General features: G+C 59.2%; 24 protein-coding genes. 16 read left to right on the top strand and 8 right to left on the bottom strand.

All coding sequences use genetic code 11. The features are described 5' to 3' along the window. Positions 1-111 precede the first annotated feature (111 nt). The 3 genes from AACY50_RS02645 to AACY50_RS02635 are packed head-to-tail and all read left to right on the top strand — an operon-like array spanning position 112 to position 5,035. A complete protein-coding gene (locus AACY50_RS02645) occupies positions 112-1,470 on the top strand; it encodes a TolC family outer membrane protein (protein ID WP_339430771.1) in 1,359 nt (452 codons plus the stop codon). A gap of 33 nt (positions 1,471-1,503) precedes the next feature. Continuing rightward, positions 1,504-3,663, top strand: coding sequence for a type I secretion system permease/ATPase (locus AACY50_RS02640; protein WP_339538110.1), 2,160 nt, complete (start codon positions 1,504-1,506; stop codon positions 3,661-3,663). A gap of 10 nt (positions 3,664-3,673) precedes the next feature. Then, on the top strand, positions 3,674-5,035 hold the full coding sequence (locus AACY50_RS02635) for an HlyD family type I secretion periplasmic adaptor subunit (protein ID WP_339496093.1): 1,362 nt from the start codon (positions 3,674-3,676) through the stop codon (positions 5,033-5,035). 121 nt (positions 5,036-5,156) lie between these two features. Here AACY50_RS02635 and AACY50_RS02630 read toward each other — a convergent pair whose 3' ends face one another. Both AACY50_RS02630 and AACY50_RS02625 read right to left on the bottom strand, forming a co-directional pair. Next, positions 5,157-5,753, bottom strand: coding sequence for a tRNA-uridine aminocarboxypropyltransferase (locus AACY50_RS02630; RefSeq protein ID WP_339430774.1), 597 nt, complete (start codon positions 5,751-5,753; stop codon positions 5,157-5,159). A gap of 17 nt (positions 5,754-5,770) precedes the next feature. Continuing rightward, positions 5,771-6,664 carry a LysR family transcriptional regulator gene (locus AACY50_RS02625; RefSeq protein ID WP_090282283.1) on the bottom strand — a complete coding sequence of 298 codons (894 nt, stop codon included), beginning with the start codon at positions 6,662-6,664 and terminating at the stop codon, positions 5,771-5,773. 314 nt (positions 6,665-6,978) lie between these two features. On the opposite strand from AACY50_RS02625, the gene speB reads away from it, so the two are divergent. From speB to AACY50_RS02595, 6 genes are all read left to right on the top strand, one after another. Next, on the top strand, positions 6,979-7,929 hold the full coding sequence (gene speB / locus AACY50_RS02620) for an agmatinase (RefSeq protein ID WP_339430775.1): 951 nt from the start codon (positions 6,979-6,981) through the stop codon (positions 7,927-7,929). Positions 7,930-7,939: 10 nt separating this feature from the next. Beyond that, positions 7,940-8,380 carry a YybH family protein gene (locus tag AACY50_RS02615; RefSeq protein WP_339430776.1) on the top strand — a complete coding sequence of 147 codons (441 nt, stop codon included), beginning with the start codon at positions 7,940-7,942 and terminating at the stop codon, positions 8,378-8,380. Positions 8,381-8,455: 75 nt separating this feature from the next. Beyond that, entirely contained in the window at positions 8,456-9,967 is a 1,512-nt protein-coding gene (locus tag AACY50_RS02610) for a purine-cytosine permease family protein (RefSeq protein ID WP_339430777.1), read from the top strand. Between the two features lie 93 nt (positions 9,968-10,060). Next, a complete protein-coding gene (locus AACY50_RS02605; RefSeq protein WP_339430778.1) occupies positions 10,061-11,440 on the top strand; it encodes a sodium:solute symporter in 1,380 nt (459 codons plus the stop codon). An 86-nt stretch (positions 11,441-11,526) separates the two neighbouring features. Beyond that, positions 11,527-12,252, top strand: coding sequence for an MBL fold metallo-hydrolase (locus tag AACY50_RS02600; protein WP_339538109.1), 726 nt, complete (start codon positions 11,527-11,529; stop codon positions 12,250-12,252). Positions 12,253-12,295: 43 nt separating this feature from the next. Continuing rightward, positions 12,296-12,544, top strand: coding sequence for an acyl carrier protein (locus AACY50_RS02595; RefSeq protein WP_339430780.1), 249 nt, complete (start codon positions 12,296-12,298; stop codon positions 12,542-12,544). An 89-nt stretch (positions 12,545-12,633) separates the two neighbouring features. Here AACY50_RS02595 and AACY50_RS02590 read toward each other — a convergent pair whose 3' ends face one another. After that, positions 12,634-12,747 carry a PA1414 family protein gene (locus tag AACY50_RS02590; protein ID WP_339538108.1) on the bottom strand — a complete coding sequence of 38 codons (114 nt, stop codon included), beginning with the start codon at positions 12,745-12,747 and terminating at the stop codon, positions 12,634-12,636. Between the two features lie 142 nt (positions 12,748-12,889). Beyond that, on the bottom strand, positions 12,890-13,783 hold the full coding sequence (gene ptrR, locus AACY50_RS02585) for a putrescine utilization regulator PtrR (RefSeq protein ID WP_339430781.1): 894 nt from the start codon (positions 13,781-13,783) through the stop codon (positions 12,890-12,892). A 104-nt stretch (positions 13,784-13,887) separates the two neighbouring features. On the opposite strand from ptrR, the gene AACY50_RS02580 reads away from it, so the two are divergent. Further along, positions 13,888-15,069, top strand: a complete 1,182-nt coding sequence (locus AACY50_RS02580) for an MFS transporter (RefSeq protein WP_339538107.1) — start codon at positions 13,888-13,890, stop codon at positions 15,067-15,069. On the opposite strand, the gene AACY50_RS02575 is transcribed toward AACY50_RS02580, so the two are convergent. The 3 genes from AACY50_RS02575 to AACY50_RS02565 form a co-directional block, all read right to left on the bottom strand. Further along, on the bottom strand, positions 15,017-15,946 hold the full coding sequence (locus AACY50_RS02575; protein WP_221733691.1) for a DMT family transporter: 930 nt from the start codon (positions 15,944-15,946) through the stop codon (positions 15,017-15,019). The two genes, AACY50_RS02580 and AACY50_RS02575, sit on opposite strands and share 53 nt — an antisense overlap. A 249-nt stretch (positions 15,947-16,195) precedes the next feature. Beyond that, entirely contained in the window at positions 16,196-16,600 is a 405-nt protein-coding gene (locus AACY50_RS02570; protein WP_339538106.1) for a DUF2177 family protein, read from the bottom strand. A 45-nt stretch (positions 16,601-16,645) separates the two neighbouring features. Further along, a complete protein-coding gene (locus tag AACY50_RS02565; protein WP_339496082.1) occupies positions 16,646-17,482 on the bottom strand; it encodes a CvfB family protein in 837 nt (278 codons plus the stop codon). Positions 17,483-17,822: 340 nt separating this feature from the next. Here AACY50_RS02565 and AACY50_RS02560 point away from each other — a divergent pair, with 340 nt between their 5' ends. The 3 genes from AACY50_RS02560 (at position 17,823) to AACY50_RS02550 (ending at position 19,884) form a co-directional block, all read left to right on the top strand. After that, a complete protein-coding gene (locus tag AACY50_RS02560) occupies positions 17,823-18,011 on the top strand; it encodes a hypothetical protein (RefSeq protein ID WP_016985943.1) in 189 nt (62 codons plus the stop codon). 209 nt (positions 18,012-18,220) lie between these two features. Then, positions 18,221-18,937 (top strand): TorF family putative porin, encoded by a 717-nt coding sequence (locus AACY50_RS02555; protein ID WP_339430784.1) that lies wholly within the window; start codon positions 18,221-18,223, stop codon positions 18,935-18,937. Positions 18,938-19,014: 77 nt separating this feature from the next. Beyond that, positions 19,015-19,884, top strand: a complete 870-nt coding sequence (locus AACY50_RS02550) for a DUF6279 family lipoprotein (protein WP_339538105.1) — start codon at positions 19,015-19,017, stop codon at positions 19,882-19,884. Positions 19,885-19,936: 52 nt separating this feature from the next. Here the strand turns inward: AACY50_RS02550 and AACY50_RS02545 are convergent, their stop codons facing one another. Next, positions 19,937-20,329: a transcriptional regulator gene (locus tag AACY50_RS02545; protein WP_339538104.1), complete on the bottom strand. Its 393-nt coding sequence runs from the start codon at positions 20,327-20,329 to the stop codon at positions 19,937-19,939. 176 nt (positions 20,330-20,505) lie between these two features. Between AACY50_RS02545 and AACY50_RS02540 the strand changes: the two genes are divergently transcribed. The 3 genes from AACY50_RS02540 to AACY50_RS02530 all read left to right on the top strand — a co-directional run bounded on the left by AACY50_RS02540 (position 20,506) and on the right by AACY50_RS02530 (position 22,638). After that, positions 20,506-21,246, top strand: coding sequence for a DUF899 domain-containing protein (locus AACY50_RS02540; RefSeq protein ID WP_339430787.1), 741 nt, complete (start codon positions 20,506-20,508; stop codon positions 21,244-21,246). A 268-nt stretch (positions 21,247-21,514) separates the two neighbouring features. After that, positions 21,515-21,790, top strand: coding sequence for a hypothetical protein (locus tag AACY50_RS02535; RefSeq protein WP_339430788.1), 276 nt, complete (start codon positions 21,515-21,517; stop codon positions 21,788-21,790). Positions 21,791-22,053: 263 nt separating this feature from the next. Continuing rightward, a complete protein-coding gene (locus tag AACY50_RS02530) occupies positions 22,054-22,638 on the top strand; it encodes a papain-like cysteine protease family protein (protein ID WP_339430789.1) in 585 nt (194 codons plus the stop codon). Positions 22,639-22,643: the final 5 nt, after the last annotated feature.

Genomic DNA, 22,643 nt, shown 5'->3' with positions numbered 1-22,643 from the left:
CTTCAGGATGTTCTTAGCTCTGTTGTTACAAGAGTGAAACGCCTACAGCTAAAAATACCGCCAAATTTTTGGCGACAGTAACACACCATCAGGAATCAGGGAGATGCACCCATGCGCGTTCTAACCCCCCTCTGCAGCGCGGTTTTGCTGGCCATGGCTTGCACTTCTCAAGCTCAGGCCATGAACCTCACCGAGGCGATTCAAAGCACCATCGCCACGCACCCGGAACTGGCTTCACGCGTGGACGCACGCCTGGCTGCAGATGAACAAATCAAAGTCGCCAAGGGCGGTTTCTACCCGTCCGTCGATTTGAACGCATCCTACGGGCGCGGCTACAGCGACAACACCACGACCCGGTCGCTGGGTAACCACCACACCTCGATCCTCAACTACACACAGTCCGAATTGCGGCTGCGGCAGATGCTCTTCGACGGTTTCAACACCGCCAACGAGGTTGAACGCACCAAAGGCGTGTCCAACTCGCGCGCTTACTACGCGCAAGGCACCGCTCAGGATCTGGCCCTGCGCACCATCGAGGTTTACCTCGAAGTGCTCAAGCGCCGCGAACTGGTGACCCTGGCCCGCAACAACCTGCAGGCGCACTTGCGTGTAAACGACCAGATTGGCCTGCGTACCGAGCGCGGTGTCGGTAGCACCGCCGACTCCGACCAGTCGGGTGCCCGTAAGGCACTGGCGCAAAACAACCTCGATACCGCTGAAGTCGATCTGGCCGATGCCGAATCGAATTTCTACAGCGTGGTCGGGCGCATGCCCGACGAGCTGGAAGCGCCGGCATCGACCCGTGGCGAGTTGCCCGCCACCCTGCCGGAAGCCCAGCAGAGCATGGTCGAGAACAACCCGTATCTGAAATCCGCACAGGCCGATGTGCAGTCGGCAGAGAGCCAGTACGAAGTGGCCAAATCGCCGTTCTACCCTCGCTTCGACGCGGAAGCGGCAGTGGGCGCGAACAACAACGTGCAGGGTGACCAGGGCCACGACAACGAATGGCGCGTGGGCGTGGTGATGAACTACAACCTGTTCCGCGGCGGCAGCGACAAGGCACGACTGGCCTCCGATGCACACCAGATCAATCAGGCCATGGACATCCGCAACAACGCCCTGCGCCAGCTCAACGAGAACATTCACCTGGCCTGGAACGCCATGGTCAACGCCAAGAAACAAACCCCGACCGCCCGCGAATACGCCGAAACCACCAAACGCGTGCGCGCCGCGTATCAGGACCAGTTCGGCCTCGGCCAACGCACCCTGCTCGACTTGCTCGACAGTGAAAACGAGCTCTACAACGCCAACCGCCGCTACACCGAAATCCGTTACACCGAGGAATACTCGATGTACCGCGTGCTGGCGAACATGGGGCAGTTGCTGAGCAAGCAACGGGTGGTGCTGCCTGCCGACGCGATCGCTGCGACCGAGGTGAAAAACGAAGCGCGCTTGCCTGAACTGAAGTAAGTCCAATGAAGCGGTAACAGGGGAACGATCAATATGACCAGCATGGAACCCGGCCATTGCGGAGTCGATCCGCGGCTGAGCTTCGATGATCCGTTACTCGACGGTCTGTTGATCCTCTGCAAACTCCATGGCGCGACGGTCAGTCGCGCCAGCCTGAGTGCCGGTCTGCCGCTGAACAAACAACGCCTGAGCCTTGATCTGCTGCCCCGCGCCGCCGCCCGTGCCGGGTTACAGGCACGGTTGTTGCGGCGAGACCTGAACGACATTTCGCCGCTGAACCTGCCGCTTCTGTTGCTGCTCAACGACGGTCGCACCGCCGTGTTGCGGCGTTTCGGCGACGACGGCAAAGCGCTGATCCTGCCCAGTGAAGCCGATGGCGGCGAGCAATGGGTCAGTCGCGAAGAGCTCAGCGAGCACTACAGCGGCCAGGCCTTGTTCGCTCGACCTCGGCATGAACTCGAAGACCTGCGCTCACCGCTGGTGCCACGGGTACATGCATGGTTTCGCGACACCCTGAAGCTGTCGAAATGGCTGTACAGCGATGCAATTCTCGCCAGTTTCCTGATCAACCTTTTAGGCCTGATGGTGCCGCTGTTCGTCATGCAGACCTACGACCGCGTGGTGCCCAATCAAGCCACCTCGACCCTGTGGGTGTTGTCGATCGGTCTGCTGATCGGCACCGGTTTCGAACTGGTATTACGGGTGGTGCGCGCGCACCTGCTCGACACCGCCGGCAAGAAAACCGACGTGATCCTTTCCGCGACGTTATTCGAGCGCATCACCGGCATGTCGATGAAGGCACGACCGGCGACCATCGGCGGTTTCGCCCAGAGCATTCATGACTTCCAGGGCCTGCGCGAATTTCTTACGGCGGTAACCCTGACCAGTCTGATCGACCTGCCCTTCGTGGTGTTGATGCTGGTGGTCATCGGCCTGCTGGGCGGCTGGCTGGTGATGATCCCGCTGCTGGCCTTCCCGATCACCATCGTCTTCGCGATGATCATTCAGGTGCGTCTGCGCGACACGGTGCAAAAAAGCCTGAGCCTGGGCGCTGAGCGTCAGGCGCTGCTGATCGAAACCCTCGGTGGCCTGGAAACCCTCAAGGCCTGCAGCGCCGAAAGCGAGCGCCAGCACAAATGGGAAAGCACCCACGGCGCCCTCACCCGCCTCGACAGCCACGCGCGCAACCTCTCGGCGCTGGCGACCAACGGCACGCTGTTCATTCAACAGTTTTCGGGGATGGCGACGATTGTCGCCGGGGTCTACAGCATCATCGCCGGCAACCTCAGTGTCGGGGCGCTGGTGGCAACCTACATGCTCGGCAGCCGCGTGCTCGCCCCCCTGGGGCAGATTGCCGGGCTGATCACTCGCTACCAGCAAGCGCAACTGACCATGAAAAGCACCGACGCGCTGATGTCGTTGCCACAGGAACGCGACGGCAAACAGCGACCGCTGGAGCGTACGCAACTGCAAGGCGCACTGGACGTCAGCGGTGTGACGTTTCACTACAACGGCCAGAATGCGCCGGCCCTGAGCAACGTCACTTTCAGCCTGAAGCCCGGAGAACGGGTCGGTATCATTGGCCGTAGCGGCTCAGGCAAAAGTACCCTGGCGCGGCTGGTGATGGGGTTCTACGAACCGGAGGAAGGCCAGTTGCTGCTCGACGGCCTTGACCTGCGGCAACTGGATGTCGCCGACCTGCGCCAGCAGATCGGTTACGTCGCCCATGACCTGCCGCTGCTGGCGGGCAGCCTGCGCGACAACCTGACCCTCGGCGCGCGCTACGTCAGCGATTCACGGATGCTTGAAGTGGCCGAACTGACCGGTGTCACCGAACTCGCCCGGCAGCATCCACAAGGCTTCGACCGCCCCGTCGGCGAGCGCGGGCAATTGCTGTCCGGCGGTCAACGCCAGGCCGTATTACTCGCTCGGGCATTGCTGCTCGACCCGCCCATCATGTTGCTCGACGAACCGACCAGCGCCATGGACAACAGCAGTGAGGACCTTCTGCGTCAGAAACTGCACAGCTGGGTACAAGGCAAAACCCTGCTGCTGGTCACCCACCGCACCTCGATGCTGAGCCTGGTGGACCGGTTGCTGGTACTGGACAACGGCCGGATCGTCGCCGACGGTCCGAAAGAAGCGGTCATCGATGCGCTGCGCAAGGGCCGTGTCGGCTCGGCGGCGGTCTAGGAGTTGCCCCATGTCTGCTTCTTCAGATAGCAAATCACGCGGCTACTTCGACAGTTTCAGCAAAAGTGCCGAAGCCGATTTCATGCCGGAAACCGCCGGCGCCTCGTTGCAGGATTCGCCGCGCTGGTCGCGGATTACCGTGTGGCTGGCGGCGGGGTTGCTGATCAGCGCGCTGGTCTGGGCCAAGTTCGCGGTGCTGGAAGAAGTGACCATGGGCGAAGGCAAGGCGATTCCGTCGAGCAAGGTTCAGGTGATTCAGAACCTTGAGGGCGGCATCGTCACCGAGATTTTCGTCCGTGAAGGCCAGATGGTGAACAAGGGCGACACCCTGTTGCGTCTGGATGACACGCGCTTTTTATCGAACAAGGGCGAGAGCGAAGTCGACCGATATGCATTGACCGCACAGGTCGAACGGCTGGCGGCAGAATCGGAAGGTCGGCCGTTCAAACTCTCCGAAGAGGTCATCGCCAAGGCCCCGCAAGTGGCTGAAGACGAGCGCTCACTGTACGAACAACGCCAGCGGCGACTGGCCAGCGAACAGCGCACCTTGACCGAACAGTTACGGCAAAAGACTCAGGAACTGGCGGAGTTCCGCTCCAAGCAAGGCCAATTCAGTTCAAGCCTGTCATTACTGCAACAAGAGATGAACATGTCCGAGCCACTGGTCAAGGCCGGCGCGGTATCGCCGGTGGAGATCCTGCGGCTCAAGCGCAGCGCGGTGGAAATCCGTGGCTCGCTGAATGCGACGACACTGGCGATTCCCCGTGCGGAATCGGCGATTGCCGAGATCCGCAGCAAGATCGACGAATCGGAGCAGACCTTCCGCTCGGAAGCCGCCAAAGAGCTGAATGAAAAACGCACCGACCTGTCGAAAATCACTGCAACCAGCATCGCCATCGACGACCGCGTCAGCCGCACCACCGTGACCTCACCGGTACACGGGGTGATCAAGCAATTGAAGGTCAACACCATCGGCGGCGTGGTCCAGCCGGGCAGCGACATGTTGGAAATCGTGCCGCTGGAAGACAACCTGCTGATCGAGGCCAAGGTGCGTCCGCAAGACGTCGCGTTCCTCCATCCGGGTCAGAAAGCCATGGTCAAGTTCAGCGCTTATGACTACACGATCTACGGTGGGCTCAGCGCCAAGCTTGAGCTGATCGGCGCCGATACCATCACTGATGACAAGGGCAACAGCTTCTACCTGATTCAGGTGCGTACCGATAAAAACCATTTGGGCGGGGATGTGAAACCCCTGCTGATCATCCCGGGAATGGTGGCGACGGTGGACATCATTACCGGGGAGAAAAGTGTGCTGGATTACCTGCTCAAACCAGTGCTCAAGGCCCGGACCGAGGCGATGCGCGAACGCTAGTGATTCCTGATTTTGTGATGATTGATCTGGCGCTTTCGCGAGCAAGCCCGCTCCCACATTTTGGAATGCGTTCCCCCTGTGGGAGCGGGCTTGCTCGCGAAAAGGCCGGCATTATCAACACCTATCTTTCGCCATGGTTCTTCTGAAAGGTCTCCTCCCCCATCGCCGCTATCTGCCCCTCGATCAACGCTTCAAACGGCTTGAGCAATGGCTCAAACGAGGCCGGTGCTTCCAGCGTGTGCAATGCCTGCACAATCGCCTCAACCGTCGACAACGCTCCCGGCCCTGGGGCCTTGCGCAACCGATAGCGCGACACCCCGCCCTCTGCCAGCGTCACCCGTGGCAACGCCGCCAGCAGCGGATTGAGATGGAGCATTTTGCGCGCCTTGCGCCAGGTGCCATCGGGCACGACCAGCAACAGCGGTTGATCAGACTCACCATAGGCCTGCATCACCTGCGCATCGTCCGCCGGAAACAACAACCGCGCCTGATAGCCCGGTTGATTCAACAGCGTCGGTAAATCCTCGAACACCTCACCCACGATCAGCTCGGCGTTGGTCAAACCCAGCGCCGCCAAGCGCGCAGTATTGAGCGCATGATTGACCTCGCTGGGATGCTGCAACACCAACACTCGGGTGCGGCTATCGAGACGCGGAATCAGCGCGCACAGGCAATGGGTTTGTGGGCGCAGGCAGCGCGGGCATTGGGGTCTGGACATACTTCTTTTCCTTCGAGCTACGCCTGATTGAGCTGGGCTTTGAGCAAATCGCGGAACGTCTGAATCAACGGCTCGCGGCTTCGGCCACGGCGCATGATCATCGAAAACGGCGCCTGATAACCAAAAGTCGCTGGCAGCAACACGCGCAAATCACCCTTGTCGGCCCAGGCCTGAGCGTAGTGTTCCGGCAGATACCCGATGTAGGCGCCGGACAGCACCAGAATCAGCTGCGCTTCCATACTTTCCACGGTGGCGGCGCTGTGTTTGAAGCCGTGACGTGCCAGTTCCGCCTGGCTCCAGTAGCCGCGACCGACCATGCGTTGCTGAGTGATGACTTGCTCGGGAATGCGCCGTTCGTTGAACAACGGGTGGCGACTGCTGCAATACAGCCAGTGCTGCTCGCGGTACAGCGGCATGTAGACCAGACCGCTCATGCGTGTGGAGAACGCGCCGATCGCCAGATCGAGGCGGTTGTCCTGCACGCCGAGTTGCAGTTCGTAAGGGCTCATCACCGACAGGTGCAAATGCACCGCCGGGTGTTCCTGACTGTAGGCGCCGATGGCTTCGGCGAAGGGTAGGGCCTTGTCGCTGACGGTGGAATCGATCACGCCGAGGTTGAGTGTGCCGCGCAGTTCGCCCTTGAGCGCAGCGGCGTATTGCTCGAAACCTTCAAGTTCGCCGAGCAGGCGCAGGGTTTCCTGATGGAACAGCTCACCCTTGCTGGTCAGGCTGAAGCCGCCACGGCCGCGATGGCACAGCACCAGACCGAGCGCGGCTTCGAGCTGGCTCATGTAGGTGCTGATCGCCGAGGTCGACAGGTTGAGTTCCTGCTGCGCGTTGGCGAAACCCTGATGACGCACCACGCTGACGAAGATGCGCAACAGTTTCAGGTCGGGTAAAGCGTTGGCCATGTCTACTCCAGGTTTGTGTCGACACACCGTAAATGTGGGAGCGGGCTTGCTCGCGAAAGCGCCGGGCCAGCCGACATCCACGTTGCCTGACACACCGTATTCGCGAGCAAGCCCGCTCCCACTGAGGCGCCATGTTCACCCCGGTGAACGACAACGAGTCTATCTTCAGCCTCGCCGTTAGTTTAGAAAAATCTGAACTAAGTATTTGCTCGTAGCGATTCTTCCCCACCCCTGCATTTCGCAGAATCGGCCCACAGCGGTGCCCGCCAGCCGGCGCGCCGACATAAATAAAACAAGACGATGAGGCCCTACCCGTGGACAAAATTCTTCACCAACCACTGGGCGGCAACGAAATGCCGCGCTTCGGCGGCATCGCCACCATGCTCCGACTCCCCCATGTACCGAGCGCTGCCGGCCTGGACGCTGCCTTCGTTGGCGTGCCGCTGGACATCGGCACTTCGCTGCGCCCCGGCACCCGCTTCGGGCCACGTGAAATCCGCACCGAATCGGTGATGATCCGCCCTTACAACATGGCCACCGGCGCCGCGCCGTTCGACTCGCTGTCGGTGGCCGACATCGGTGACGTGGCGATCAACACCTTCAACCTGCTCGACGCCGTGCGCATCATCGAAGAAGCCTACGACAACATCCTCGAGCACAACGTCATCCCGATGACCCTGGGTGGCGACCACACCATCACCCTGCCGATCCTGCGTGCCATCCACAAGAAACACGGCAAGGTCGGTCTGGTACACATCGACGCCCACGCTGACGTCAACGATCACATGTTCGGCGAGAAAATCGCCCACGGCACCACCTTCCGTCGCGCCGTCGAAGAAGGTCTTCTGGACTGCGATCGTGTGGTGCAGATTGGTTTGCGCGCGCAGGGTTACACCGCTGACGACTTCAACTGGAGCCGTGATCAGGGTTTCCGCGTGGTGCAGGCCGAAGAGTGCTGGCACAAGTCGCTGGCACCGCTGATGGCCGAAGTGCGGGAGAAAGTCGGCGGCGGTCCGGTGTACCTGAGCTTTGACATCGACGGCATCGACCCGGCCTGGGCGCCTGGCACCGGCACCCCGGAAATCGGCGGTCTGACGACCATTCAGGCGATTGAAATCGTTCGCGGCTGCCAAGGCCTCGACCTGATCGGTTGCGATCTGGTAGAAGTTTCGCCCGCTTACGACACCACCGGTAACACCTCGCTGCTGGCCGCCAACCTGCTGTACGAAATGCTCTGCGTACTGCCTGGCGTAGTTCACCGCTGAGGGTCGGGTCATGAGCGAACGTGATCAGGTATTGAAAGCGGCCGCCGAGCTGGTGTGCGCCTTCGCCCGTAACGATCGCGAGGCTTACTTCGGCGCGTTCAGCGCTGATGCGAGTTTCGTGTTCTACACCCTCGAACAGCCGCTGCTGTCGCGCGACGCCTATCAGGCGTTGTGGGACAACTGGCGCGCCGAGGATGGCTTTGAAGTGCTCTCGTGCACTTCGAGCAACGCCTTCGTCAGCCTGCAAGGTGACGTGGCGATTTTCATCCATGACGTGGCCACCGAGCTGCGCATGCAAGGGGAGCAACACTTCAGCCAGGAGCGCGAGACGATTGTTTTCAAGAAACAAGCGTCGAGCCTAGAACAACAAGGCCTTTGGCTGGCCTGTCATGAACATTTATCCGCGATGCCGGAAGGGCTGCCATCCCTAGGGTCTGCTGACGTTGGGTGACGACCGCGACGGAGACCCTACCCAAACAGGTGACGCTCACACACGATGAGCGCGCCTTTATGATCGGAGCAGATCATGAATAACAACAACAACGACCAAAGCCTTACGCAAATTGAAACCCACGGGGTCGAACAGATCCCGGACAACGAACGCACCGCAGGCCCGACGGATTTGTTCCGGATGATCTTCGGTGGTTCCAACACCTTTGCCACCGCCGTGCTCGGCAGCTTCCCGGTGCTGTTCGGCCTGTCGTTTCAGGCTGGCGTCTGGGCGATTGTCTCGGGCGTGCTGCTGGGCTCGCTGATCCTCGCACCGATGGGCCTGTTCGGCCCGCTCAATGGCACCAACAATGCCGTGTCGTCCGGTGCGCATTTCGGCGTGCACGGGCGGATCGTCGGCTCGTTTCTGTCGCTGTTGACCGCCATCGCATTCTTCTCGCTCTCGGTGTGGAGTTCGGGCGATGCGCTGATCGGCGGTGCGAAACGCTTGATAGGCTTGCCGGAAACCGACCTGACCCTGGGTTTGGCCTACGGCCTGTTCGCGATCCTGGTACTGACCGTGTGCATCTATGGCTTCCGCTTTTTGCTGTGGGTGAACAAGATCGCGGTATGGAGCGCCAGCCTGCTGTTTCTGCTGGGCGCGGTCGCTTTCGCCGCTCCTTTCGACGCGCAATACGCCGGCACGGTCAGTCTCGGTCAGCCCGGTTTCTGGGCCGCGTTCATCGGCGCCGCACTGGTGGCCATGAGCAACCCGATTTCCTTCGGCGCGTTCCTCGGCGACTGGTCGCGCTACATCCCGCGTGACACCTCCAAGCAGCGGATCATGGCCGCCGTCGTGCTGTCGCAGATCGCCACGTTCATCCCGTTCCTGTTCGGCCTGGCCACCGCGACCATCGTCGCGATCAAGGCGCCGGACTACATCGCGGCGAACAACTATGTGGGCGGTCTGCTGGCGGTGTCGCCGAGCTGGTTCTTCCTGCCGGTGTGCCTGATTGCGGTGATCGGCGGCATGTCCACCGGCACCACATCGCTGTATGGCACCGGGCTGGACATGTCCAGCGTGTTCCCTCGCGTACTGTCGCGGGTCAAGGCGACGTTGCTGATCGGCGTGCTGTCGATTGCCTTCATCTTCATCGGGCGCTTTGCGGCGAACCTGGTGCAGAGCGTGTCGACATTCGCCGTGCTGATCATCACCTGCACTACGCCGTGGATGGTGATCATGATCATCGGCCTGCTGGTGCGTCGTGGCTTCTACTGCCCGGACGACCTGCAAGTGTTCACGCGCGGCGAACAGGGCGGACGCTACTGGTTCAGTCACGGCTGGAACTGGCGTGGCCTGGGCGCCTGGATCCCGAGTGCGGCGGTCGGCCTGTGCTTCGTCAACCTGCCGGGGCAGTTCGTCGGCCCGCTGGGTGAAATGGCCGGCGGCATCGACATCAGCCTACCCGTCACCCTCGGCCTGGCTTCGGTGGTGTACCTGACGCTACTGCGCCTGTTCCCGGAACCGCGCGACGTGTTCGGCCCGCAGGATGCCCGAAACCAGGGCGCAAACGCGCCGGCTAAAGCGTCGTTGCGCCAGGCCGCCTGAAGAAACACATAACCCCTGTGGGCGCGGGCCCGCTCCCACAAGGGCAAATCGATTCGAGCCTCACATAAAAAAGACAATCGGAGACACGCCATCATGGCTTTGGATTTAATCGTCGTACTCATCTACGCCGCCGCGATGCTGATTCTGGGCTATTACGGCATGCGCAAAGCCAAGACCCACGAAGACTATCTGGTCGCCGGTCGTAACCTGGGCCCGAGCCTGTACATGGGCACCATGGCCGCAACTGTACTGGGTGGCGCGTCCACCGTCGGCACCGTGCGTTTGGGTTATGTGCACGGTATTTCCGGGTTCTGGCTGTGCGCAGCACTGGGTTGCGGCATCGTTGCGCTGAACCTGTTCCTCGCCAAGCCACTGCTGAAACTGAAAGTGTTTACCGTCACCCAGGTGCTGGAAAAACGCTACAACCCGATGGCTCGTACCGCCAGCGCCACCATCATGCTGGCCTACGCCTTGATGATCGGCGTGACCTCGATCCTGGCGATCGGCACCGTGTTGCAAGTGCTGTTCGGCCTGCCGTTCTGGATGTCTGTGCTGCTGGGTGGCGGCATCGTCGTGATCTATTCGACCATCGGCGGTATGTGGTCGCTGACCCTGACCGACATCGTCCAGTTCGCCATCCAGACCGTCGGCCTGATGTTCCTGCTGCTGCCGATCTGCCTGTACCGCGTCGGTGGCTGGGATCAACTGGTGGCGCAATTGCCGGCCGCCAGCTTCAGCTTCACCAGCATCGGCTGGGACACGATCATTACCTACTTCATGATCTACTTCTTCGGCATCCTGATCGGTCAGGACATCTGGCAGCGTGTGTTCACCGCCAAAAGCGAGAAAGTCGCGAAGTACGCCGGCACTTCGGCCGGCATCTACTGCATCATCTACGGCCTGGTCTGCGCCCTGATCGGCATGGCTGCACACGTCCTGATCCCGGATCTGGACAACGTCAACAACGCCTTCGCCGCCATCGTCAAAGTCTCGCTGCCGGACGGCATCCGGGGTCTGGTGATCGCTGCTGCACTGGCCGCGATGATGTCCACCGCCAGCGCCGGCCTGCTCGCCGCATCCACCACGCTGACGGAAGACCTGCTGCCAAAACTGCGCGGCGGTAAACAATCCAGCGTGGCCGTCAGCCGCCTGTTTACCCTGTTGACCGGCGTTGCGGTGCTGGGCATCGCACTGGTGGTCAATGACGTCATCAGTGCCCTGACCCTGGCCTACAACCTTCTGGTCGGCGGCATGCTGATTCCATTGATGGGGGCGATTTTCTGGAAACGCGCGACCACCGCAGGCGCGATCAGTGCGATGACCCTGGGTTTCGCCACCTCCTTGATCTTCATGTTCAAGGACGGGATGGACGCCAACTCGCCGATCTATTACAGCCTGGGTATCAGCCTGGCAAGTTTCGTGCTGGTCAGCCTGTTCTCGCGCCGCCCTGCGATGGTGGCGAGTGCGCTATAAGCTTTGATGTAACCACTTGATGCTTTCTTCGACGGGTGTGGCGTCGGTTGCCACACCCGTTTTTTTTCGTTTTAAGGAATGTACTGATGAAGATTGTTTCTCGCGATCAGTGGTTCGAAGTGCAAACCCTGAGTGACGGCATCCGCCTGATTCACGAGCCGTACATCCGCCCGTTCTACCGCTGCAACCTGTGGCACGTTCAGGGCCGCGACAAGGATTTGTTGCTCGACAGTGGTTCAGGGCTGGTCAGCCTGCGCGAGCAACTGCCATGGCTGACCGAGCGGCCACTGGTGGCCGTGGCCAGCCATTGCCATTTCGACCACATTGCAGGCCATCACGAGTTTGCCGAGCGGCTGGTGCACCCTGCCGAGGCCGACATCCTTGCCGCGCCGGATGGTGAAAACGATTTGAGCCGAGCTTTCGTCGGCGATGACATGTTCGAAGCACACCCGGATTGTCCGCTGTGCTACGCCGAATATAGGGTCAGAGCGGCACCGGCGACCGGGTTTGTCGAAGACGGGGATGTGCTGGATCTGGGCAACCGCACGTTGCAGGTGCTGCACACGCCGGGGCATTCGCCGGGCGGGATCAGCCTGTTTGAAGCGGCGACACAAACACTGTTCAGTGGCGACATCATCTACGACGGGCCGCTGATCGAAGACGCCTACCATTCGAATCTGGACGATTACGCCGCCAGTCTGCGACGTTTGCAGGCGTTACCGATCCGTACCGTGCATGGTGGACACTTCGGCAGTTTTTCCGGTGAGCATTTGCGCTTGATGATTGACGAATGGTTGCGCCGACATCAGTGAGGCCTGCTGTAATCAAGCAAAACAATGACTAGAACTGTTTGCCATGAGAAGAGCTGCCGTGCGTGCCGCTGTGCATCGGTTCATTCGCCGACTGCTGGAAAACCGCGAATTCGATGACCACACCCGTCTGGTGCAATTGGGACTGGAGAAAGCGGATATCGAGGATCTGATTTTTCATCTGGAGGATGAATTCGGACTGACGGCATTCACCGCCGAAGAAGATCAACTGCTCAAGACTGCGAAGACCGCGAATGACTTGAGCCGGTTTTTACTGATGATTGCGCGGCACTGAATGCAAAAGATCGCAGCCTTCGGCAGGTCCCACACCGCTCTGTGTGGGACCTGCCGAAGGCTGCGATCTCTCGATCAATTAATGAGGCATTACCGCCGACGCTGTTCGTCGTCTGTGCGAATCGGTACCGGTTGCAGAGGCGGTTCGATCAAGCCGAGGGCAACACCCAAATCGTGCAGCCAATTCTGAATTTTCTCTTTCATCGTAATGCCCCCTTCAGGGTGGTGCCGAGCGACCGGAATTCTGAGGCCGCCTCGCACTGATAATAGTCCGAAGTCCTGCGCAATGCTCGGCCTAATCCGCAATGATCTGTTACTGAATAGAACAGAATCCGTTGCCATCGGTTCAAGCCGTTTCACGGGTTTCAACCAGAGCCGCAGGATAGACGGCCTGCTGCACTTCAATCCACGCATTGAGGTTGGCGCCCAGCATGCCCTTGCGCCACATGAGCCACGTTGTCGCACGCTCGAACGGTTCGGCCAGCGGATGCACCGCGACGCTCTCGCGCCCAGGCAAACTGGCCAGCATCGACTCCGACATCAGCGCCACACCGCTGCCGGCAATCACGCAGGCGAGCATGCCCTGATAGGACTCGATCTCCATCGCCCGTCCCATCGCCGCATGCGAGTGAGAGAACCATGCCTCCAGACGCATGCGATAGGAGCAGCCCTGGCGAAAGGTGAACACCGAGCGCCCTTCTACATCCTGCGCACTGTAAACCGGCGGATGATCAGCTTCGGTGATCAGCACCAGCCGCTCCTCGCACAGCGGCACGCCGTCGAGCCCGGCCAGTTCGAGCGGGCCGTCCACCAGCGCGGCATCCAGACGTCCGGTAAGCAGGCCTTCGAGCAGTTCACCGCTCGGCGCCGACTGCACTTGCAGGTTCACCGCCGGGTATTGCTTGTGATAACGCGCCAGCAACGCCGGCAGATGGATCGCCGCCGTGCTGTACATGGTGCCGAGCACAAAGTCCCCGGCCGGTTGTCCGCCCATCACCGCCGCGCGGGCCTGATCCCTTAGGGCAAAGAGTTTGCCGGTGTAGTCCAGCAGGACTTTTCCCGCAGGCGACAGTTGCAAACGCTGACGCTCACGAACGAACAATTCGACACCCATTTGCTCCTCGAGCTGTTTAAGCCGAGTCGACAGGTTCGATGGCACGCGATGCAGCCGTTCGGCCGCGCGAGTGATCGAACCTTCCTCGGCAACCGCCTGAAAGATCCGCAGTTGGCTGAACTCCACAACCTTTCTCCAGAACAGAACAAGTTAATCACTATTATTCAATTTTAAAGAAAGTCAATCAGTCCTAGCCTGACGGTCGTTACTCTTTCAATGGAATCCAGACCATGTCGCCGCTGATTCGCTTATCCGCTTGTTTCGTTGCCCTGATGCTGGCCATGGGCATCGGGCGTTTCGCCCTCACTCCACAAATGCCGCACCTGCTCAGCGAGGGACAGATCGACCTGACTGCCGCCGGTCTGATTGCGGCGGCCAACTACCTCGGATACTTGCTCGGTGCCGTGGACGCGATGTTTGCCCACCGTCCGCAACAGGTTCAGCGCCGACTGCACGGTGGTCTGTGGTTGTGCGTGCTGCTGACACTGGCCTCGTTCTGGGCTGACGGCTTCTGGTCGCATCTGGTTTTGCGCTTTGGCACCGGCGTGGCGAGTGCCTGGGTCTTGGTGATGATCACCTCGCTGAGTCAGCCGCTGGCGGCGGCGGCCGGTCGTCCACGGCTTGGGGCCTTGGTATTTGCCGGACCGGGGCTGGGGATTTTTCTGACAGGGTTGCTGGCGCTGGTCTCACATCTGCTGAACCAGACGTCCGCGACGTTGTGGCTGATTTATGCCGCAGCCGCGTTGGTAATGATGTTGGGGGTGTGGCGCCTGCTGCCGCAACCAACCACCGCCAAGACCATTGCGGCAACCTCCGTCAGTCCGTCGAGTCGTGGCATTGGTCGGTTGGCGGTGATTTACGCACTCTACGGCCTCGGCTACATCATCCCGGCCACGTTCCTGTCGCAGATGGCCACCGCGCAGTTTCACGGGCAATGGCAGGCAGATTTGCTCTGGCCGTGCTTCGGCCTGGGCGCGGCCATCGGGGTGCTGCTGGTGAGTCTGCGCCGTCACGATCCTCGGACCACGCGTCACTGGTTGATGGCTACGTTGTGGCTGCAAGCGGCCGGTGTTTTTGCCTGCCTGTCGGGCAGCGGTTGGGGCCTGGCACTGGGCGTCATCCTGTGCGGCACGCCGTTCCTGGCCTGCATGCAGCTAATCATGCAACGCTCGCGGGAACTGGCGCCCCACACCACCCAGCGCAACGCCGGCATGCTCACCGCTTGCTTCGCCGTCGGCCAACTCAGCGGCCCGTTATTGGCCGCGTTGAGCAGCCATTTCAGCGGTGGCTTGCAGCCGGCGCTGGTCATCGCCGGATGCGGTTTGTTGATTGCCGGCGGACTGGCGATGCAATCGACTACTACTGGCCGAGCGCTTTGCGCAAACGCCGACGCAACCACTGCTCAGCGCTGACGAAAGTGATGCCGAGCAACACCAGTACCGCGCCGATGACGAAGTTCAGGCTCAGTCGCTCGCCGAGCAGCAACACACCGAAGGTGACCCCGAACAGCGGCGTCATGAATGAGAACACCGCCAGATTCGCCGCCAGATAACGGCGCAACAGCCAGAACCACACCAGATAACTGAAGAACGACACCACCAGCCCCTGGAACAGCACACTGGCCACCGCCACGGAGGTCAGGCTGACATGGGTGATCTGGCCGCTGAACAACGCGATCAACAACAGGCCGATGAAGCCGACGATCAACTGATAGAACAGGGTCAGTGTCACCGGAGCATCCGACAGGCGTGAGGCGCGCACCACCACGGTGGTCGCGCCCCAACAGGCGCCGGCCAACACACCGAAGGCATCGCCCAGCAACATGCGACGGTCGATGTTATCCCACGACACACCGCCGGCGAAGGCCAGCGCAATGCCGATGAATGCCAACACAATCCCCAGCCACTGCAAGGGCCGCAGACGCTCACTGGCCAACAGAAAATGCACGCCCAGCGCGGTGAAGATCGGCGCGGTGTAGAGGAACACCGACATGTGCGCAGCGGTGGTCAGTTGCAAACCTTCGCTGATAAAGAAGAACTCCAGGCCGAACAGTGCACCGGCCAGCAAACCGCCGCGCCAGGTGCTGCCGACCTGATCCCAGCCACCCTTCCAGCAGATGAGCAAGCCTACCAGCAACGCGGAAATCCCTGACCGCCCGGCTGCCTGCATCACCGGCGCGATATCCGGTGCGGCCCACTTGATCATCACTTGCTGCACGCCCCAGATCAGACACAGGCCGATCATCACCTGCAAGGCAAAACGGTCGGCATTGCGCCGCTCGGCACTCACCGCAACACCTCGAACACACACAACATGGCAGCCATCCAATGGTCAAAAACAGTGCCGAGGTTTATCAGTCAGCCAGACAGAAAAAACCGTCCGGAAAAGACATTTAATTCTTCCATTGCGTCAGCAGTGAATGGCTGGTGAAGACAGTGCCTCCCACAGATGTTTGTGTCGAACGCAGGACTCGTGAACGACATCAATCACGGTGGGAGCCGGGCTTGCCCGCGAAGAGGCCCGTTCAGACAATAAAGATCAATGATGCGAAGCGCATAACCTGCGAGCCACCGAAAACCCGACAGTACACGCCACAGCGGTGGCAAACGCCCCCCACATCCAATCCATCAACGTCACCTGCACCGACCATCCGCGCAATGTCGCCCAATTGGTCAGGTCATACGTGCCATACGCCACCAGCCCCAACAACGCGCCCATCTTCGCTGCCCGCTGCCAACTCGATGCCGGCAACACCACAAACACCACACACCCGAAAACGTACAGCCAATAAAAAACCGCTGCCGGAACCAGCAGCGGTTTTTCGAGCATCAGTGAACCGAGCAGTTCACGATAGGTCGGCGCCATCAACAGGCCGAGCCAGATGCCGTCGAGCAACAGAAACGTCACCAGCGTGGCGACATAGGCAATCAGCGCATTTTTCATTCAACCGACCTCAAGTAAGCCCATGAAACATGGGCCACGCAAGGCTCAGGTTAGTTCAATGCGATCGGCATGAATGACGATCTTGCCTTCCTTGTACAGCGAACCGATAGCCTTCTTGAAGTTGCCTTTGCTAACGCCGAACAGGCTAGTGATCAACACCGGGTCGCTCTTGTCGCTGACCGGCAGTGTGCCGGCGTTCTCGCGCAACTTGGCGAGGATTTTCGAGTTCAGGCTGCTGGCCGCTTCCTGGCCAACCGGTTGCAGGCTCAGGCTGATCTTGCCGTCGGCGCGCACTTCCTTGATGAAGCCTTTCTCGATCATGCCGGCGCGCATGAACTTGAAGATTTCGTTCTTGTGGATCAAACCCCAGTGCTTGTTGTTGATGATCGCCTTGAAGCCCATATCGGTGGCTTCGGCGACCAGCAGATCAACTTCCTGGCCCTGTCTGTAGTTGGCAGGGGTCTTGTCGAGATAGCGATCCAGCCGCGCGGTGGCGGTGATACGACGGGTGTGTTTGTCGAGGTAGACGTGTACCACGCAATATTCGCCGGCCGTCATCTGACGCTTTTCTTCGGAATACGGCAGCAACAGATCCTTCGGCAGCCCCCAATCGAGGAACACACCGATGCTGTTGACTTCAACAACTTTCAGACTGGCAAATTCACCTACCTGAACTTTTGGTTTTTCTGTGGTAGCGAGAAGTTTGTCTTCGCTGTCCAGATAAACAAAAACGTTGAGCCAGTCTTCATCTTCGCTGGGAATATCTTTCGGGATATAACGATTAGGCAAAAGAATTTCGCCGTCAGCACCGCCGTCCAGATATAAACCGAAGTTAGTGTGTTTAACCACTTGCAAACTGTTGTAACGCCCGACTAAAGCCATTTCCAGAACCCTCATTGCGTGGGCGGCATTCTACCCGTTTTGCCGTGAACGATGGCCGGCAGATTCCCAGGTTTCAGTAAAATCTGCGCAAAGCCTTGATTTTCCTTGGGCTCGGCTGCGCGGGTTGCCGCTCGTCAGGCCGGTTTGGCGCATTACGGCAGCTCGCCACAGCCCGGTGGAATATAAGTGATGTTATTTAAAACAGCAGGTTAGCCGATTATTTCGAGTATTGAATCGAGCGTAATGCCGTCACGGGATGGGTTATTCCGGGGGATATTTAACAAGCTATTGTCAAGTTATTCCTGTACGATGCCTGGCCGAGTTACTTTTCTACAGGTTAATGGCCGCCATGCGTGTAAAAGCATCCACCAGCAAAGCAAAGCCAGCTCCAGCCGTTGAAACCAGCGAATCGATCAACGATCAGATCGCCGCGTTCCTCAAGTCTGGCGGCGAGATTCAGCAAATTGCCAAAGGCGTCAGCGGCCAGACGTTCGGCCCGTCCAAGCAGATCAGCCTGGGCAAGAAGTAACACCCGGTTTTACCCCCGTCCAGAGGCGCTTTGAGCTTCGAAGCGTCTGGACTGGCACCACGCAATACTCCCCCCGTTTAAAACAAACAAATACTCATAAATCGACGAACGGACATCAATGCCGATCATTCGCCGGTATCCTTGCACGCGTCTGGATCAAGCGTTTCAGCAGGCCCGCCGCCCTGCGCTCGCTGTTCATGGAGTGACGCATGCGCAAATCATCCTGTTTATTGCTCTCAAGCCTGATGGCTTGCACAGCTGTGCATGCGCAGGTTTTCCAGCGTGAACTTGGCGACTTCGACCTGAAACTCGACACCACACCCAGCCGCAGCATGGCCCAGGGCCTGGTCAAACCGGCGGTCGCTGGCTCGTTTCATGGCGGGCTCGACCTCAGCCACGACAGTGGCCTGTATTTCGGCCAGTACGCGCCGAGCATGGGCATCACGCCGGGCAAGAACCTCGAAATCGATTCCTATGTCGGTTTTAAACAACCTTTCGATCAAACCCTCGGCTATGAAATCGGGATGATCCACTACAGCTATCCCGAGGTAGACACACTCGACAGCCAGGAACTGTTCGGTGGCCTGACCCTGCTCGGCAGCCGTTTCGGCATCGCCCTGAGCCACGACCCGGACAAACAGAACAACACGTTGTTTGCCGATCTTGGCGGCAACCAACCGTTCGGCATCGGCGTCAGCATGAAATACACCACCCACCAGTTGAACACGCCCGTGGCCGTTGACGGCGGTTATGTCAGCAACTTTACCGATTGGTCGGTGAAGCTGTCCCGGCCGTTAATGGGCGTCGATCTCAACCTGATCTACAGCAACTCCAGCCTCAGCGGCAGCGATTGCTCGGCCTACTCCGGACACAACAGCCAGTGCGACGGCCTCGTCACATTCAAGGCCGAGCACGCATTCTATTGATCGGCTGAACTGCCGGGTTCACTGTGCGTTCACATAAGAATCAGATCCCCAAGGCTGGCTATCGCAAGGATTCGCCCATGTCTCGCTGGTTCAAACATATCGCTACCCTCTTGATCTTCACCCTTGCCCTCGGCGCCTGCAGCCGCGTCGGCCTGGCTTATCGCAACCTCGACGTGATCATCCCGTGGACGCTCAGCGACTACCTGGACATGAACGGCGAGCAGAAAGGCTGGTTCAACGAACGCCTCAAAGAACACCTGAGCTGGCACTGCAGCACGCAATTGCCAGAGTATCTGGACTGGCTCGACCGCCTGCAAACGATGGTTGAAAACAATCAGGTGACCGACACCGCGCTGCAGACACGCACGGAAGAAGCCAAGCAGGCGATTGCTCAAACCGCACGGGAAATCACTCCGTCAGCCATCGAGTTGCTGCAAGGCTTGGATGACAAACAGGTCGCGGAAATGAACGACGCATTTGCCAAGGATTTGCGTAAACGCCAGCGGGAATATTTGAACCCGCCGCTTGCCCAGCAGATCGCCGAACGCGGCGCACGCATGGTCAAACGCCTCAACGACTGGCTCGGGCCATTGAGCGTCAATCAAGAACAGCGGGTAATGGTGTGGTCGACCGCGCTGGGCGACCAGAACACCCAATGGATCGCCAACCGCGCTCACTGGCAGCAGCAGTTCAGTAACGCCGTTGCCCAGCGTAAAAGTGCCGAATTCCCACAGCGAATCGAGACACTTCTGGTCAACCGCGAGCGTTTATGGACAACGGATTACCAGAAGGCCTATGCGAACACCGAAGCGCAAGCGCGCTCGCTGGCGGTGGATCTGATGGCCGAGAGCACACCGCAGCAGCGTCAGCGGTTGCTCAAGAAAATCGAAGGGGTGCGTAAAGAGTTCAATGACCTCAAATGCCTCAAGGCCGCACAAAAACCTTGAATCAGACGTCAAACCAATGTGGGAGCGGGCAAGCCCGCTCCCACAAAGGCTATCAGGCAATCTGCGCCTTGGAAGCCACCTCATCAAACGTCGCTTCATCCAGCGCATCTTCCTGCTCGTCCAGCACCTGCCGCGGATGATCATTTCCGGGAATGCTGCTGTCGATAAGGCTCAGCAGGCTTGATCCGCGTGGCGTCAGAATGAAATTGCTGCCGGTACTGCCCATATGATCCGGGCGCGGTTCGATAAATCCACGATCAAGCAACAAGCCTTCATATTCGCAGGCCACCGTTTTCAGGTGATCCAGATTCTCGATCGGCTCGCCTGCACTGGCTTTCTCGGCCGCATAGTCCTCGGCGTATTTTCGAGGGGCGAAACTTTCGCCAGCACTGTTCTGCACTTCATGCAGCAAGCGTTCAATCAAATCCCAGTTATAAGTCGTCATCCTGATTCAACCTCCGGTGCGCGTGATTTGGGGCGCTGTCATAGGTTGTGACCGGTGCCTGTCGCCGCCGTTCAGCCGCATTTCACGCCGCGACCGACCGGCGGTCTGTCGAATTGATCGAGGGTTAAACGACTAGTCTGACAAAGACGGTTTCAACCCCCGCAGGAGAAATCATCATGAACGTTGAGAATCATCCGGTGGTATCGCGCGAAGAATGGCTCGCTGCGCGCAAACAACATCTGGCCGAAGAAAAGGCCTTCACCCGCGAGCGCGACCGCTTGAGCGCCAAACGCCGCGCATTGCCTTGGGTCAAAGTCGACAAGGACTACCGCTTCCACGGCCCGAACGGCGAGCTGAAACTGACTGACCTGTTTGGCAAACACAGCCAGTTGATCGTTTACCACTTCATGTTTGCCAAGGACTGGGAGGAAGGCTGTCAGGGGTGTTCGTTTCTGTCCGACCACATCGACGGTGCCAATCTGCATCTGGCGCATCACGATATTGCCGTGGTCGCGGTTTCCCACGCACCGTTCGAGCAGTTTCAGGCCTTCAAACAGCGCATGGGCTGGAGATTCGACTGGGTGTCGTCAGACGGTTGCGATTTCAACTATGACTTTGGCGTGTGTGCGCGCGCTGAAGATGTCGCTGCAGGAAAGGCTACGTATAACTACGAAAAGACTGACAGTGCCGAGGAAGAAATGCCCGGCCTGAGCGTGTTTTATCGTGATGCAAAAGGAGACATTTTCCACACCTACTCAACCTATGCCCGCGGTCTGGACATGCTGGTGGGTGCCTACAACTACCTCGACCTCACGCCCAAGGGCAGGAATGAGGACGAGATCATGGAGTGGGTGCGGCATCATGATCGGTATGAGTCGGCAATCAAGTCTCAATGCTGTCATGGGAAAGAAGGTTGAACAAAGTAGCCAAAGCGGGGGCCCATGGCCATCCGCTGTTTACTTAGAGAACGGGGCAGATTTGTTATCTGAATTGCTAATCGCTACGGCTCTGCAAGAGCGCCATTCTGATCATCGAAGATAGCAGCGATCTCAAAATAGTGACCATCCAACAGATAATTTCGACCCGATCAAGTCAATGGGTTCAGCACGTTTGTTGCGCTGAACTTTATCCCTGAAAAGCTCCTCAACCGGTTAACCCGCCTTAACCGGAACGAAGGCCTACCCCATGAAAACCCTGATCAAGCTCACCCTCGCCGCCACGCTCGCCTGCGCCCTGCCCGTCTGGGCTTGCACGCCGGAAGAAGCCACCGCCAAACGCGAACAACTGGCCAAGGAAGTTGCGAAGCTCACGCAGCAGAATCCGACCAAAGCCAAAGAAATGAACGACGAACTAAAGAAAATGGACCTGGGCACGGCCAGTGCGGATCTGCCAGACAAATGTCAGTTGATCGATCAGCGCTTGAAAGAGCTGGATTCGGCCGAGAAGAAAACCGAGGGTTAATCACCGCAGAATCAAAAGATCGCAGCCTTCGGCAGCGCCTACACCGCCCCCTGTAGTAGCTGCCGAAGGCTGCGATCTTTTGACTCTAAAAATGCATCAATGCATTTTTACTTGCATAAACGCATACATTGACTAAGGTTATCTCGAGCAAGGAGATCGGCACCGTTCATCGCAGATGAAAACCTTTAACCACCGATCGCTCGGCAACACCGCTACAACCACACAAGCTGGACGCTTGTTTTCACTCATGGAGGATTGAAAAAATGTTAACCAATGAAGCAACCCGATTCACCGGCGAAACGCTGCCAAGGTGCTTGAGCAGCCATCTGCTTGACCCGCAACTGGTCGAAGTCGAAGCGGCTGAACAGATCAACGCCCTCGCCACTGCAAGCCTCAACTTCAGCATGCAGAAACAAACCCAGACCAACTGGTGCTGGGCGGCCGTTTCCGCTTCGGTCGGCAACTATTACGGCACCGGGTCCTGGACCCAGTGCGGTGTGGCCAGTTCGGAACTGAATCGCAACTGCTGCAATCAGCCGGGGCCGTGCAACGTTTACGGCTATCTGGATTCCGCCCTGCGCACCACGCGCAGTTACAACGGCATGAATCAGGGTTCGCTGCAGATGTCGGCCATCCAGAACCAGATCAACATGGGCCGTCCGGTCGGCCTGCGCTGTGCCTGGTACGGCGGCGGTGCGCACTTCCTGACGATCTATGGCACCAACGGCAACTACGTGCTGGTCGCCGACTCGATCTATGGCTATTCGACCCGTGCGTTGAACGCTTTCCCCGGTTCGTATAACGGTGGCGGCAACTGGACCCACACTTACTTCACCGCCAAAAACTAGGAGGG

This window comes from Pseudomonas sp. RA_15y_Pfl2_54 (genome assembly GCF_963971015.1).
In the GTDB taxonomy this organism is placed as follows: Bacteria; Pseudomonadota; Gammaproteobacteria; order Pseudomonadales; family Pseudomonadaceae; genus Aquipseudomonas; species Aquipseudomonas baetica_A.
Note: the sequence above shows the minus strand (reverse complement) of the source record. Positions and strands in the feature narration are given on the sequence as shown.

Coding starts and splice junctions, on each gene's coding strand:
- AACY50_RS02645 (WP_339430771.1), top strand. CDS start 112: ATGCGCGTTCTAACCCCCCTCTGCAGCGCGGTTTTGCTGGCCATGGCT.
- AACY50_RS02640 (WP_339538110.1), top strand. CDS start 1,504: ATGACCAGCATGGAACCCGGCCATTGCGGAGTCGATCCGCGGCTGAGC.
- AACY50_RS02635 (WP_339496093.1), top strand. CDS start 3,674: ATGTCTGCTTCTTCAGATAGCAAATCACGCGGCTACTTCGACAGTTTC.
- AACY50_RS02630 (WP_339430774.1), bottom strand. CDS start 5,753: ATGTCCAGACCCCAATGCCCGCGCTGCCTGCGCCCACAAACCCATTGC.
- AACY50_RS02625 (WP_090282283.1), bottom strand. CDS start 6,664: ATGGCCAACGCTTTACCCGACCTGAAACTGTTGCGCATCTTCGTCAGC.
- AACY50_RS02615 (WP_339430776.1), top strand. CDS start 7,940: ATGAGCGAACGTGATCAGGTATTGAAAGCGGCCGCCGAGCTGGTGTGC.
- AACY50_RS02610 (WP_339430777.1), top strand. CDS start 8,456: ATGAATAACAACAACAACGACCAAAGCCTTACGCAAATTGAAACCCAC.
- AACY50_RS02605 (WP_339430778.1), top strand. CDS start 10,061: ATGGCTTTGGATTTAATCGTCGTACTCATCTACGCCGCCGCGATGCTG.
- AACY50_RS02600 (WP_339538109.1), top strand. CDS start 11,527: ATGAAGATTGTTTCTCGCGATCAGTGGTTCGAAGTGCAAACCCTGAGT.
- AACY50_RS02595 (WP_339430780.1), top strand. CDS start 12,296: ATGAGAAGAGCTGCCGTGCGTGCCGCTGTGCATCGGTTCATTCGCCGA.
- AACY50_RS02590 (WP_339538108.1), bottom strand. CDS start 12,747: ATGAAAGAGAAAATTCAGAATTGGCTGCACGATTTGGGTGTTGCCCTC.
- AACY50_RS02580 (WP_339538107.1), top strand. CDS start 13,888: ATGTCGCCGCTGATTCGCTTATCCGCTTGTTTCGTTGCCCTGATGCTG.
- AACY50_RS02570 (WP_339538106.1), bottom strand. CDS start 16,600: ATGAAAAATGCGCTGATTGCCTATGTCGCCACGCTGGTGACGTTTCTG.
- AACY50_RS02565 (WP_339496082.1), bottom strand. CDS start 17,482: ATGGCTTTAGTCGGGCGTTACAACAGTTTGCAAGTGGTTAAACACACT.
- AACY50_RS02560 (WP_016985943.1), top strand. CDS start 17,823: ATGGCCGCCATGCGTGTAAAAGCATCCACCAGCAAAGCAAAGCCAGCT.
- AACY50_RS02555 (WP_339430784.1), top strand. CDS start 18,221: ATGCGCAAATCATCCTGTTTATTGCTCTCAAGCCTGATGGCTTGCACA.
- AACY50_RS02550 (WP_339538105.1), top strand. CDS start 19,015: ATGTCTCGCTGGTTCAAACATATCGCTACCCTCTTGATCTTCACCCTT.
- AACY50_RS02545 (WP_339538104.1), bottom strand. CDS start 20,329: ATGACGACTTATAACTGGGATTTGATTGAACGCTTGCTGCATGAAGTG.
- AACY50_RS02540 (WP_339430787.1), top strand. CDS start 20,506: ATGAACGTTGAGAATCATCCGGTGGTATCGCGCGAAGAATGGCTCGCT.
- AACY50_RS02535 (WP_339430788.1), top strand. CDS start 21,515: ATGAAAACCCTGATCAAGCTCACCCTCGCCGCCACGCTCGCCTGCGCC.
- AACY50_RS02530 (WP_339430789.1), top strand. CDS start 22,054: ATGTTAACCAATGAAGCAACCCGATTCACCGGCGAAACGCTGCCAAGG.